Raw genomic sequence first — 13,091 nt, 5'->3', positions numbered from 1 at the left:
CTGATTCCCAGCACAATTAGATTCTATATCACATTATAATTATTATAAATTGAATCACAATGATTATCAATGATTCTCAACAATTTTATAACAAACCCTGTCTTTTTACAAATATCTCTTTTTATTTATCCTTTAATGCACCGCATGTTTCGCTATTTTCCGTAACCACCTAACGCAAAAAATAAGACCTCCCGCAGGAAGCCTTATTTCATATACTTTATCGTTTAGCTAAGGTAGGAACGCAGCATCCATTGATGTTTCTCAAGATCACCACGAATTTTAATAAACATGTCAGAGGTAGGCTGGTCCTTAATTTCCTCAGCAAGCTCAATGCCTTCTGTCAACTCTTCAGAAATAGTAGCGAAGTCTTCAATCAGAGACTGGACCATACCACGTGTGTCCTCTTTACCAGTAGCTTCTTGAATCGTTGCCAATTCCAGATATTCTTTCATCGTTGCAGCGGGACTTCCTTTAATGCTTAGCAGACGCTCTGCAACTTCATCCATTTGCAGCGTCACTTCATTATATAGATCCTCAAATTTCACGTGAAGAGAGAAGAATTGTTCTCCTTTTACGTACCAATGAAAATTATGGATTTTAACGTACAATACATTCAAGTTAGCAACCTGACGATTCAAAATTTGTTCCAGTGATGTTGTATTTACTTTATTAGATGCTTTAGCCATGAGATGATCCCATCCTTATCCTTTATATTTACCGGGCTACTTAATCCTTCATCCGGCAGCAACTTGTCTATTCTTAATTTACCCCTTAGGATGTAAGACGAAACAAGGAGAACCCTTCCATAAAATCTCTGTTTAAATTATTTGCACTAAAGACGCTCTCTATAATGTTCAAATTCTGATTCTTGCAAAAAAACACAAGAGGCCAATGGCCTCTTGTGTTTTGGATTTTGTAAGATTGTTCAGTCAGACCATGAGAAGTAATGCATCCGCACCCGTCATGCCGGGTACGATACCTAGACGCTCCGCTTCTATGGTTACAGACTCCAATGGGGCAGCTAACAGCTGTGACAGCGTACGTACACCAACCGCCCGGGCTGCGATAATATGCCGATCACTGAGCTTCTCATTGAGCAAACCAACATCCAGCGCACCACACATAATATACCCTCGGCTTGTGCTGATTGAGAGCAGCGTTGTTTTCGGAAGCTTAACTTCTACCCCGATCAGCGTATGTTCACCTACGGTAATGGGCTCCATAGTAACCAATAGCAGCACCTCCTTTATTCACCAACCACGATGTATATGTATGCTTCACCCCCTGCTGATGTGCAGTTGGTAGTCCTAGGCTTTTCGTAAAAAACACAGTACCTTGGTCCCATTTTCTCTAGTGTCAGGTATATGATTATTACTTGTTTAATGTTATAGTTTATTTACATTCTTATAATTGTAAAGAAATGTTCAAACGAAAAGCTGGGGGATCTATGGACGAGAAACTACAACACACAGACGGCAACTATTTATTTAATGTCGACATCCTGATTAATGCCCGTACCAACCCGCTTGCATTGCAATATCTGCTTGAAATGTTGAACAATAATGACAAAATCACAGATTTCAACATTAACTCCGGTCTTGAATTGGGGAGAACCATTGACAGCTTGCTTCGTTCTGCCAAACTAGCCTTGAATCAAAGCTCTGCTCCTCCAACTTCATTTAAGCTGCCACCAAAGACCACTAAAAAGCAGCTCGATAAACCGATTGATAAACAGGCAATATTGCCTGCACAACAGTCAGCTATTGAGACGCCAGCTGATGCATACGGGAAAATTCGACAGTATATTCAGAACAACCAATTAGTACGTTTACGAGCGAATCGGTACGGAAAACAAGTGTCCATGCCCTGTCGTATTTTAAATTTTGATGAAGCAGCCAACTCTATTAGTGTCTATCACGTGGATGAGAAACAGGTATACAGCTTTAATTTAAATGAGATCGACGAATTTCTGTAAACGTATACGTTACAGATAAATAAGCATCCGCCCCTTTATGGAACGGATGCTTATTTATCAACTTCTGTAACTTGATTGCTTAGGATGCCTCTTTGCTGCGTGAGAATGCTTCCACAGCCAGACATAACCACCCTGCTATGAAGCATACACCACCAATAGGTGTAATCGCTCCAAGCACCTTAATCCCGGAAATGCTCAGTACATATAAGCTACCAGAGAACAAAATCGTCCCTGCTATTAATAGCCTTCCTGCCCAGCGTAACCGGGTACTTTCTCCCCATTGACCTACAGCCAGTGCTATCAGAATTACACCCAGCGCATGTACCAAATGATACTGTACACCCGTCTCATATACCTTCATATATTCTTCGCTAATAACAGGTTTTAATAAATGAGCGCCAAAAGCACCTACTCCTACTGCCAGCATTGCTAGCACAGCCCCCCAGGCCATAAGTTTCCGTTGCATGCGATTACAACTCCTTAATATTAGACTTCTTCTATCATAAACGATTACCGATTGCTTTTTCCAGCAGCCATTTACGAATTAGCCACAATCAGGGGTTGCTTTTTTAGCATCAATATGAAAAAGTGGATATTAACAACATTTCATTCTTATCTCTCAAGGAGTGCAACCTATGGACCTTAATTCTCTCTCAAAATCTGACGCGCCTACAGCAGAGGTAGGAAATACCCAACCTGATCTGAGTCAGCCAAGTGCTGGTTCGTCGTATTCGTACCAGAAAGTAGATCATGACCTGCACCACTCTGGACCTGGTATTGCTTCTTTCATCATCAGCCTCGTGACCATAATGGGTTATGCAGCTCTCTTCGTTTTCATTATTATGAAAGCTTCTTCCATGGTTAACGAGAACTCGAATCTATTAGCCGAATCATCGCAGTCCATCATGCTTCTTGGAATGACTGTTATTATTCTTTCAGCTCTTAATGTAATTGGTGTTGTCATCGGCATTATTGGGCTTTCCATCCGGAAGAGACGTAAGGTTTTCGGCGTTATAGGCACTATCATCAACGGTGTGATTATCCTACTCTTTATGCTGCTTATTACTATTTTCTTAGTCAATGCCGGGACGCTATAACGTTCATTTCTAATTCCAAGACAAAAGGGCTGTTCCTGAAATCAATCAGGAGCAGCCCTTTTGTTATTCATAAATGATAGCGTTTCTTTATTTTGCAAGTGACAGCTTCGAAAGTACACGCTGTTTAACTGTAGCATCGCCTTCCACTGCTTTTTCAACATATTCAAAAGCCACAGGATCATCCGTATTTAACTTCTCAATAACGCTCTCCATACCAGCTGTGATCTCAAAAGCCGTAGGACCTTCTTTGGTCTCAATCTCAACAGAATGACTATCTATTTGGCCGACGTAAACGCCTGTTCCTTTAAGAATTTTAGCTTCTGGATTTGCAGTAGGTTTGGGTGCGGGAGTACTTGGATTCTCTGTTGGTGCAGTGGTACTTGTACCTTCTGTAGGTACGGGTGTGCTTGTGGTCTCCTCTGTTGGTACTGGAGAAGCTGTTGCACTTGGTTCTGCAGATGGCTGTGCTGAATTATTAGTAGCACCGCAAGCGGTTAGGGCTAGCGTTAATGCTGCGATTGCAGCTATAGCGGGTAAGGAACGTTGTTTTTTCATGTTGACTGCCTCCTCTATGTTTAGCGGTTGTTTGCAAAGTCATTTTCTATAAGCCTACTCCTATAAACGTATCAACTCTGCTAAGGTTTCATAATACGTTATTTTTAGTAACTTCCAATCTTTAATAGGCATCCGCCGGATGCAGGCTTAAGCGAGATTAATACAATAGTGTTGAGCCTGATTTATCCCTAAGGAGTGGTCCCCTTGAGAATCGATATCGGCTGCGGATCCAGTAAAGAAGCAGGTTATCTCGGGATCGATCGTATCGCGGGTCCCAACGTAGATATTGTCTGTGACATTAGCCAAGGCATCCCTTTGCCGGACAATACCGCCGAGTTTGTAATGGCTAGTCGTGTATTACCTTATATCGACGATTTATCCGCGGTTATGTCGGAAATTCACAGAATTAGCACCCACAAAGCCATTGTTTGTATACTGGCCCCGTATGCCCACAGTTTTGTTCATATGTCCAATCCTTCCTTTAAGCAGAAGTTTGATGAATATACGCCGAGATATTTCACAGGATCCTTTTTCCAGCCCCCGTCCGGTCCAGTATGCCCATCGATTCCTGACTATCCCATCCCGGTGCCGCCGTTCGATTATCGATTGCTGCGGATGGAGCTTTTCTATCAATACCCTTATGAAGATCCTCTTTATGAAACAGAAGAATTAGAAATACTAAAGACGCTTCAAGCCAATGTTGTGCATGAAATCATGTACCACTTCACCGTAATCAAAGAAGATATTTCTATTCATGAGCTGGAATTGATGAGTAGAGGGCATTACGCTGAACCGCGTGTTCTTATGAAACGCAGGCTAAAATCACACGATAGACAAAATTTCCTATAATTTATTGATGGGACATACAATAATACCCGAATTACATCATAGGCTAACATACAGGTATTAACTGTGCCGTCCTGATTATGGGACGGTTCACTTTTTTAAAAGCAAATTGACCTCGAAGGAGGTGAGAATCATTCCACTAGTCGTACGGGCAACGATCAATGCGACCGGTGCTATCACATTTACAGGCAACACACTTGGACTTAGTCGCTCCGATACGGTCGGAGTGCCAGGGACACTAGACAGCATCGGCGGTTTCACCACTGTTAACACTACATCTATTTTTGGCACCTATCCTAATGGAACAACAAGTCTTTATACGAGCAACAGTTCATCCGCTATACTGGTCTTGCCATCAGGCAGCACTGTGCTATATGCAGAGCTGATATGGGGCGGTACTTATATTAACGGAACTGTGAATCTCAGTGCGGCCATAAACAACCCAGTCTCTTTAATTACGCCTACCGGAAGTACGTTCAGCATAACTCCCGATGCAGCTACTAGTAATACTGTTGATTTGGGAGGTGGTGCTTCCGCATATGTCCGTTCTGCCAATGTCACCAGCATTATTTCACAAGGCGGCGCTGGGACCTACACCACTGGCGGTGTAGTTGGTACGATCGTTATTCCTAGTGATTCCACAGCTAATCATGCGGGCTGGACACTTGGTGTAATCTATCAAAATACATCCTTGCCCTTCCGTAATATGTCCTTACGGGCAGGCGCAATACTTGTACAGGCAACTTCTGCACCAGTCTCTACTACAATAACAGGCTTTGCAACTCCAATTACAGGTGCACTTGGAGGCAGGGCACTATTTAGCGCACAGGAGGGTGATGCGAATCGTTCGGGAGACCAGGCATTGTTCGGGCCTACATCAGCTACGCTTGTAGCTTTATCAGGACCCAATAACTTTGCCAACAACTTCTTCGCTTCACAGATTAACAACGATCTAGGTGTACTGGATACCACTGGAACATTCGGAAATCGCAATCAAACAAACGGAAATCCAGGCACCAACATTATCGGTGGCCGACAAGGCTGGGACATTACTAATGTTGACGTGTCAGCCAGACTTGTAAATAATCAGTCTTCAGCGATTTTACAATTAACTACCTCTGGTGACGCTTATGTGCTTAATGGAAATGCCATACAAGTAGATATAAATGCACCCAAAATAAACCTTACTAAAAGTGCCAATGTGTCCGGGCCAATAGTCGGGGATACGGTAACTTACACTGTAATTATCAATAATACTGGTACAGCGAGTGCAGCTAGCGTCGTTTTATCAGATGCGCTGCCAGCAGGATCAACCTTTGTTACCGGAAGCGTTGTAGTGGCCGGCGTCGCAAGACCAACCTTTGATATTACAGCAGGAATCTCTCTAGGTTCATTAGCTTTGGGTACTTCAATAACGGTTACATATCAAGCCAAAGTTACTTCATTACCACCAAGTCCGCAAAATATCGCGAATACCGCAAATGCTGCCTTTACGTTTCAAAGTGTAGCAGGAGGCCCTATCATGACCGGGGTCATTCCATCCAATACTGTAACTTTACCCGTATACTCACCCGTTCTTAACATTGTAAAATCAGCCAACACTGCAAATGCGACCGTCGGAAATCAAATCACATATACGCTTCAAATCACCAACACCGGAAACATCGGTGCGCTAACGACACTTACGGATAACATTCCTGCAGGGAGCTCTTATGTTGCAGGAAGTTTCACCGTCAATGGAACACCATTCGCTGGAAATCCTGCTACAGGTATTGCTATTGGAACGATAGCTGCTGGAGGTAGTTCTACCGTTCAATTCCGTGTATTAGTGAACAGTCTTCCGTCCCCTCCACAACTGGTCGATCAAGCAAGCGCCGCTTATACCTTTCAGGTTCCAGATGGACGAATTATTGCTGGATCAGCCTCGTCCAATACATTGTCTATTCCCGTTAGACTCCCAAATGTTGCCGTGGTTAAAAGTGCAGGTTTTGCCGATGTCGCCGTCGGCGATACACTCCTATATACTTCTGTAATCACCAACAACGGAATCGAAGCAGTTACTAACGTCACCCTTACAGACACCATTCCCGCAGGGACTTCGCTGGTTACGGGAAGTGTTACCGTTGCGGGGACGTCACAACCCTCTGCAAATCCAGGAACAGGGATTACTGTGGGTTCAATCGCTGCGGGAAGTTCAGTTGCCGTCACCTTTCAAGTCAGTGTTACCTCTTTACCTAGTCCAGCACAGCTATTAAACAAGTCTACGGCATCCTACAGTTCAGGGGTCTTTACTGGCATTTCGCTTTCCAACACGACTACGACCCCGGTATACCAACCCATCATTCAAATTGTCAAAAGCTCTAACACCGCTAGTGCAACCGTAGGCGGTAATATTCTTTATACATTAAATGTTCAGAACTCTGGAAACATTGGGGCAACCGTAACCTTAACCGACAATATTCCCTCAGGCGCATCCTTTGTATCGGGTAGCGTAACCGTCAATGGAGTCACACGACCCACAGACTCTCCACTTACGGGTATTAATCTAGGTACAGTAGCCATAGGAACGGTTGTGCCCGTAACATTTCTTGTCTCTGTGCAATCTTTGCCTTCACCACCTGTTCTGAACAATCAAGGCAGCAGCAGCTACACCTACCAACTACCAAGCGGTAGATCCTTATCCGGAACTAGCCAATCAAACACCGTTAGCATCCCAGTCTCCGCTCCAAATATTACGCTAACCAAATCCGCAAGCCTTGCTGATGTCACAGTCGGCGAGAATCTGACTTACACAGTCCAAGTGTCCAACACAAGCAGCGTAGCTGTGAATAACGTTGTCGTCTCTGACCCCATTCCTACGGGAGGCACTTTTGTAGCAGGCAGCGTTATTGTTGGCGGTTCATCGGTACCAGCCGCAAATCCAGGTACAGGAATATCTATCGGTAGTATTGCGGCTGGCAGCTCTATTACAGTCTCTTTTAGAGTGAATGTTTCTTCTTTACCAAATCCATCACAATTTACAAACAGAGCTAGTGCGTCTTTCTCATCCGGTGCCTTCACTGGTTCTTCACTTTCGAACACGGTAGTAACCCCTGTGTATCAACCTATTATTAGTATGGTCAAAAGCGCGAATACCGCTCAGGCATCCGTAGGAGGATCTTTGTCTTTCTCGATTCTCATCAGCAATACCGGGAATATTGCAACCACTCTACTATTAACTGATAATCTTCCACCCCAAGCTTTATTTAACGCGAACAGCGTAATCATCGGGGGAACACCTTTACCCGGATATAATCCAGTAACCGGAATCCCTGTAGGCCCATTGGCACCAGGTGACAGCGTATCTGTGAGCTTTCTGGTCACGATAACAGCGTTACCTCCTTCACAGATGTTACTGAACTCCGCTTCGGCAACATATAGCTTCACCCTCCCGGACGGGCGTCAACTCGGAGGAAATGTAGTATCAAATACGCTCTCTGTCCCTGTATCCGCACCTAATGTCAGTGTCGTAAAAAGTGTGAATGCAGCTACTGCCGTTACGGGCGATATCCTTACATTCACCTCAGTATTGACGAACAACAGCATAGCTACTGTAAGCAACATCATTCTCAGCGATCCTCTGCCTGAGAATGTAGCTTTTATTCCCGGAACCGTAATTGTAGGCGGCATTACTCAGCCGCTAGCAGTTCCGTCCGCCGGCATTCCAATCGGTAGTCTGGGTCCAGGCGCCACAGCTACCGTAACATTCGAGGTGAGGATAACGATGCCGATACCATCACAAATTAATAATCAGTCATCCGTCAGTTTTACATCCGGTGTATTCTCCGGTTCTTCTTCATCCAACATTACTAGCACACCAGTCATTCAGCCACAGATCTCCTTATTAAAAAGTGCTGTCGATGGAGATGGTGACGCCGATGCTCTTGTTGTAGGTGATACCGTCATCTACACAGTGGTTGTAAGTAATGCAGGTAATCTTGCTGCAAATGTAACCTTAACCGACAACATTCCTACTGGAACTGTCTTCAATCCTAACAGTGTTATTGTAGGAGGCATGCCGCAACCAGGTGCAGCACCCAATACCGGCATAGCTGTAGGAAATGTCGCGCCGGGAACCAGTGTCCCTGTTAGCTTCTCTGTTAATATCGTTTCCTTGCCATCACCACAACAAATCAGCAATCAGGCTTCTGCAAGCTTCACCTTTACTCCGCCTGACGGTAGACCCTTAAGCGGAACTGCTGTATCTAATACCGTCACACTACAGGTCTCAGCTCCTAATATCGTGGTAGTCAAAAGCTCCACCTCAACTTCCGTAGCGATCGGAGATACGGTCACTTATAACGTAAATATTTCAAATAACGGTATAGAAGCTGTCAATAGCATAATCCTTAATGATCCAACACCAGCAGGTGCTGCTTTTGTAACGGGTAGCGTATCCGTGAACGGAGTACCTTTCCCAAACCTGAATCCTTCTTCGGGGATATCAATTGGTACCTTAGCGCCTGGAGCTTCAGCTCTGGTTGCTTACAGTGTTACCGTGACCTCTGTTCCTCCTACTGCTACACTTATCAATAAGGCATCCGTAACCTTTACATCAGGTGTTTTTTCCGGTTCGACTTTCTCCAATACCGTTACCATCCCTGTTTACCAGCCGAACATCTCGGTCGTCAAAACAGCAAGTACGAATAACGCTACAACAGGTGACGCTGTCAGCTATACCCTGACCGTGAGTAACACAGGAAACTATCCGGCAAGCTTAATCATTACGGACAATATTCCTGCGGGTACCACCTTCGTTCCGAATAGTGTGCTCATTAATGGACTGCCCTTAGCGCAAGCAGATCCATCTACGGGGATTCCAGCTGGAGTTATTGCACCCGGTGCTACTACTGCAGTAATATTCACTGTTGATATCACCTCACTGCCCAATCCTCAGCAGTTGGTCAATCAGGGTACCGTAGCGTATAGCTTCACTTTGCCTGACGGCCGCACACTTGGCGGTTCCGTCCTATCCAATACAATTACTATCCCTGTCTCTTCACCAAATCTGGCTGTAGTAAAATCTACGCCTACCACATCAACTACAGTTGGAGACACGATCACCTATTCAGTTACAATTACCAATAACGGAATCGAAACGGTAAATAACGCAGTCTTCACAGACGCACTTCCTGCGGGTACCACATTTGTATCTGGCAGTGTATTAGTAGATGGTGTGCCTCGTCCAGGGGGTAGCCCTTCCACCGGGGTAACCTTGGGCAGTATTGCACCAGGTGTAACTGTAACTGTGGCATTCACAGTGAATACAGTCTCATTGCCACCTTCAGGCCTCCTAAATAACCAGTCAACGGTGAGCTTCACCTCTGGAGTTCTCTCGAATGTTGCCTTCTCTAATATTGTATCAACGCCTATTTACTTACCGATTCTAGCCGCAGCAAAAAGCTCAAATTCAGTTCAAGCGACCGTCGGAGATACGATAACCTACACGATTAATGTAACCAATACAGGAAATTACGGGGCTTTAGCTACTCTGAGTGATACTATCCCATCTGGAACAACATTTGTGCCAAACAGTGTGCTTATTCAAGGTGCCCCAGCTCCGGGAGCAGATCCAGCGGCTGGCATTCCACTCGGTGTTATATCCGCAGGTGCAACACTATCTGTTATGTTCTCAGTACTCATTTCAACACTGCCAGCAAGCCAGCAACTAATTAACCAAGCATCGGTAGCATTTGCTTACACCTTGCCTGATGGGCGGACGTTTAACAGTTCGATCAATTCCAATTCGACAACGATTTCGGTATCCTCACCGAATGTGATCGTAACTAAGTCATCACCAGCAACAGATGCCGTTGTTGGCGATACAATTACCTACAACCTTACAGTTACCAATAGCGGAATCGCCAATATCAGCAACGTAAACATCAGTGATCCAATACCAGCAGGTTCTTCGTTTGTTGCTGGCAGTGTGATCGTTGATGGCACTCCACGTCCTAATGCCAATCCAGCGAATGGCATCTCACTCGGCACAATTGCACCGGGCGTTTCGGTCAATATTTCGTTCAACACTATCGTCAATGTACTGCCTAATCCTGCCACGCTCACCGATCAAGCTTCCGTCAGCTTCACATCTGGAGCATTCTCGGGATCCTCATTCTCTAATACACTTGTTATTCCGGTGTATCAGCCTATCATCGTTGTAGTCAAAGGGGCAGACAGAACCGCCGCAACTGTCGGAGATACGATTACTTACTCCTTAAATGTGACTAATACTGGTAACCTCATAGCAAATGTAGTCATAACTGACACGATTCCTAGCGGAGCTATTTTCGTTCCAAACAGCGTGCTCGTTAATGGTGTGCCACAACCAGGCTCCGACCCGTCTACTGGATTAAATATTGGAGCAGTTGCGCCGGGAAGCACGGTAACAGTGACCATAACCCTGCAGGTTACAGTAGCCTCCCTCCCGTCGCCGCAGCAGTTAGTCAATCAGGCTTCAGCAACTTTCTCATTCACACCACCAGATGGCCGTCTGCTCACCGGAACTTCACTTTCAAATGTCCTAATTATCCCTGTCTCTTCTCCGGATGTAAGTGTCGTTAAGAGCACTACTTCTATTGATGCCGTTGTCGGCGATATCATCACCTATACGATTGTTGTTACCAACTTAGGGATTTCAGCAGTCAATAACGTCATCATGGTTGACCCTATTCCAGCAGGCAGCCAGTTTGTAACAGGCAGCATCACTGTAGACGGAACCCCACGACCTAATGGCAGCCCGGCTTCCGGCATTGCCATCGGAACGATTGCTGCTGGCGCTTCCTCAACCATCACCTTCCAGGTTCAGGTAGTAGCGTTATGATTCCCGGCTCACGTACCCAACCTGTCGTAACCAATCAATCTATGGTACTCTTCAACTCGGCAGCGGGTGTTGACGGCATTGTCTATTCCAATACCGTTAAGACCCCGGTCGTGGGCCCCGTGCTTTCATTGCTGAAGAGTACAGACAAACTCCATGCCTCTTTAGGTGACACTCTGGTGTATACCATTAAAGCTTCTAATAATGGAAACACAGATGCTTCGCTAACCGTGTATGACATTCTTCCAGAGTGTGTATCCTTTATTTCCAACAGCGTGCTTAGAGACGGTGTGCCTCTCCCAGGGGCTACACCGTCTTCGGGCATACCGCTAGGTTCTATTGCTCCGCAGAGTCAAGTGAGCATCGCCTTTCAAGTGGTTATCATTTCACTTCCCTCTTCACTAGTGCTGCAAAATAAAGCACTGGGCCGTTTTTCTTTTGCCACACCCGAGGGAAGAATCGTTAATGGAGATTTATATTCTAATTCCGTACTAGTTTCTTTACGCTCCTACCAGCTCTCTACCTTGTTGTCTGCAAGCACTCCGACCTCTTTTATAGGTGATGTAATTACCTATACATTACGGCTTACGAACGAAGGTAACAGCCTATTAAACCAAATCATCGCAACGATTTCTATTCCTAACGGATCTGTGTTCATTCCAGGGAGTGTCATTGCAGGTGGCGTCTATTATCCAGAATCAGAGCCTACGCAAGGAATATTAATTGGTCAACTTGATAAAGACCTAAGCATTGATATTACCTTTCGCGTTCGAGTTACTGAGATCCCCTCATCCTTGGACCTGACTAACCATGCAGCTGTCACTTATACCGTCGACGACGATCCCAATACCACCGAGAGTAACACCGTCGTTGTCTCACTTGTTTTGGCAGGCGTCACCATCAGCAAGAGAGTAGATCATGTTACAGCAGCTCCAGGTGACAACCTAAGATATGAACTAACGGTAACCAACAGCGGGAACTTGGCCGTAAATGCGGTTCTGACCGATGCTATCCCTTCGGGCACTCTTTTCGTATGGGATAGTGTTCTCTTAAACGGAGTGATGCAAAAAGGCGCCCGTCCTGCTGATGGCATTCAGCTAGGCACATTAAGAGGCGGAACTTCAGCGGTCGTGGTCTTTCAAGTGAGCATTCCTGCAGCTATAAACATTCATGCCCACGCAGCTGTCCAAAATCATGGCAGTGTTCAGTATACTTTTGTGCTCCCGGACGGACGGACAGTAAGACAAACCTCTCGTTCCAATATCGTTACTACCTTAATAGTCATGCCTATCATTTCTCTCGAAACTCATGCAAAGCCTACCCTTGTCGAAGAAGGAGAACATGTCCAATGCTGGATCTCCCTAACGAATAGTGGGAATTGGCCAGCAGAAGTATCCCTTGATCGGCTCACACCGGAGGAATGTCTTATTGATCCTAGCAGCATTGTGATTGATGGGATTCCAAATCCACAATCTTCATTTAACGGTATCTTGTCGCTAGGGACAGTCAAAGCTGCTGCCACTGTAAACATCCATTATTTTGTGAGGGTTAGTGAACATGTACTGGGTCGTTTCCTTAAAGGTTTAGTAACCGCTCCATACTTCTTCAATCTGGATGGACGTGAATACACTGGCGAGAGCCAGTCGAACAGTTATATATTGACCGTGGAAGAGATCAGTGAATAAGAAATCACATATCCCCCATCCCCATGAATATACTTTAGTTACAACCCCAAAACATAAATATTTATATCCCATGG

At 45.2% G+C, this 13,091-nt stretch carries 9 protein-coding genes; 5 read left to right on the top strand and 4 right to left on the bottom strand.

The genetic code is table 11. The features are described 5' to 3' along the window. Positions 1–224: 224 nt before the first annotated feature. Together MHI27_RS08570 and MHI27_RS08565 are read right to left on the bottom strand one after the other, a co-directional pair. A complete protein-coding gene (locus MHI27_RS08570) occupies positions 225–686 on the bottom strand; it encodes a Dps family protein (protein ID WP_042125852.1) in 462 nt (153 codons plus the stop codon). Between the two features lie 243 nt (positions 687–929). Continuing rightward, entirely contained in the window at positions 930–1,232 is a 303-nt protein-coding gene (locus MHI27_RS08565; RefSeq protein WP_042186349.1) for a YunC family protein, read from the bottom strand. A gap of 215 nt (positions 1,233–1,447) precedes the next feature. Between MHI27_RS08565 and MHI27_RS08560 the strand changes: the two genes are divergently transcribed. Then, positions 1,448–1,975 (top strand): hypothetical protein, encoded by a 528-nt coding sequence (locus tag MHI27_RS08560; RefSeq protein ID WP_042186347.1) that lies wholly within the window; start codon positions 1,448–1,450, stop codon positions 1,973–1,975. A gap of 79 nt (positions 1,976–2,054) precedes the next feature. Here the strand turns inward: MHI27_RS08560 and MHI27_RS08555 are convergent, their stop codons facing one another. Then, entirely contained in the window at positions 2,055–2,441 is a 387-nt protein-coding gene (locus tag MHI27_RS08555) for a DUF423 domain-containing protein (RefSeq protein WP_076284185.1), read from the bottom strand. 169 nt (positions 2,442–2,610) lie between these two features. Between MHI27_RS08555 and MHI27_RS08550 the strand changes: the two genes are divergently transcribed. Beyond that, a complete protein-coding gene (locus MHI27_RS08550; RefSeq protein ID WP_076284186.1) occupies positions 2,611–3,072 on the top strand; it encodes a hypothetical protein in 462 nt (153 codons plus the stop codon). A gap of 87 nt (positions 3,073–3,159) precedes the next feature. Here the strand turns inward: MHI27_RS08550 and MHI27_RS08545 are convergent, their stop codons facing one another. Next, complete coding sequence (locus tag MHI27_RS08545; RefSeq protein ID WP_076284187.1) at positions 3,160–3,627, bottom strand: hypothetical protein; 468 nt, start codon at positions 3,625–3,627, stop codon at positions 3,160–3,162. A 204-nt stretch (positions 3,628–3,831) separates the two neighbouring features. Between MHI27_RS08545 and MHI27_RS08540 the strand changes: the two genes are divergently transcribed. The 3 genes from MHI27_RS08540 to MHI27_RS08530 all read left to right on the top strand — a co-directional run bounded on the left by MHI27_RS08540 (position 3,832) and on the right by MHI27_RS08530 (position 13,017). Next, positions 3,832–4,476, top strand: a complete 645-nt coding sequence (locus tag MHI27_RS08540) for a methyltransferase domain-containing protein (RefSeq protein ID WP_042186343.1) — start codon at positions 3,832–3,834, stop codon at positions 4,474–4,476. A gap of 121 nt (positions 4,477–4,597) precedes the next feature. After that, positions 4,598–11,335, top strand: coding sequence for a hypothetical protein (locus tag MHI27_RS08535; protein ID WP_405176036.1), 6,738 nt, complete (start codon positions 4,598–4,600; stop codon positions 11,333–11,335). Next, positions 11,332–13,017 carry a DUF11 domain-containing protein gene (locus MHI27_RS08530; protein ID WP_405176035.1) on the top strand — a complete coding sequence of 562 codons (1,686 nt, stop codon included), beginning with the start codon at positions 11,332–11,334 and terminating at the stop codon, positions 13,015–13,017. Before MHI27_RS08535 ends, MHI27_RS08530 begins: the two co-directional genes overlap by 4 nt. Positions 13,018–13,091 lie beyond the last annotated feature (74 nt).

It is taken from the genome of Paenibacillus sp. FSL H8-0261 (assembly GCF_045040645.1).
Classification (GTDB): domain Bacteria; phylum Bacillota; class Bacilli; order Paenibacillales; family Paenibacillaceae; genus Paenibacillus_AQ.
The sequence above is the reverse complement of the archived record's forward strand: the minus strand, read 5'-3'. Positions and strand labels throughout refer to the sequence as shown.

Bases quoted from the DNA above. Each gene is read 5' to 3' on its own strand.
- MHI27_RS08570 (WP_042125852.1), bottom strand. From the start codon at position 686: ATGGCTAAAGCATCTAATAAAGTAAATACAACATCACTGGAACAAATT.
- MHI27_RS08560 (WP_042186347.1), top strand. From the start codon at position 1,448: ATGGACGAGAAACTACAACACACAGACGGCAACTATTTATTTAATGTC.
- MHI27_RS08555 (WP_076284185.1), bottom strand. From the start codon at position 2,441: ATGCAACGGAAACTTATGGCCTGGGGGGCTGTGCTAGCAATGCTGGCA.
- MHI27_RS08550 (WP_076284186.1), top strand. From the start codon at position 2,611: ATGGACCTTAATTCTCTCTCAAAATCTGACGCGCCTACAGCAGAGGTA.
- MHI27_RS08545 (WP_076284187.1), bottom strand. From the start codon at position 3,627: ATGAAAAAACAACGTTCCTTACCCGCTATAGCTGCAATCGCAGCATTA.
- MHI27_RS08530 (WP_405176035.1), top strand. From the start codon at position 11,332: ATGATTCCCGGCTCACGTACCCAACCTGTCGTAACCAATCAATCTATG.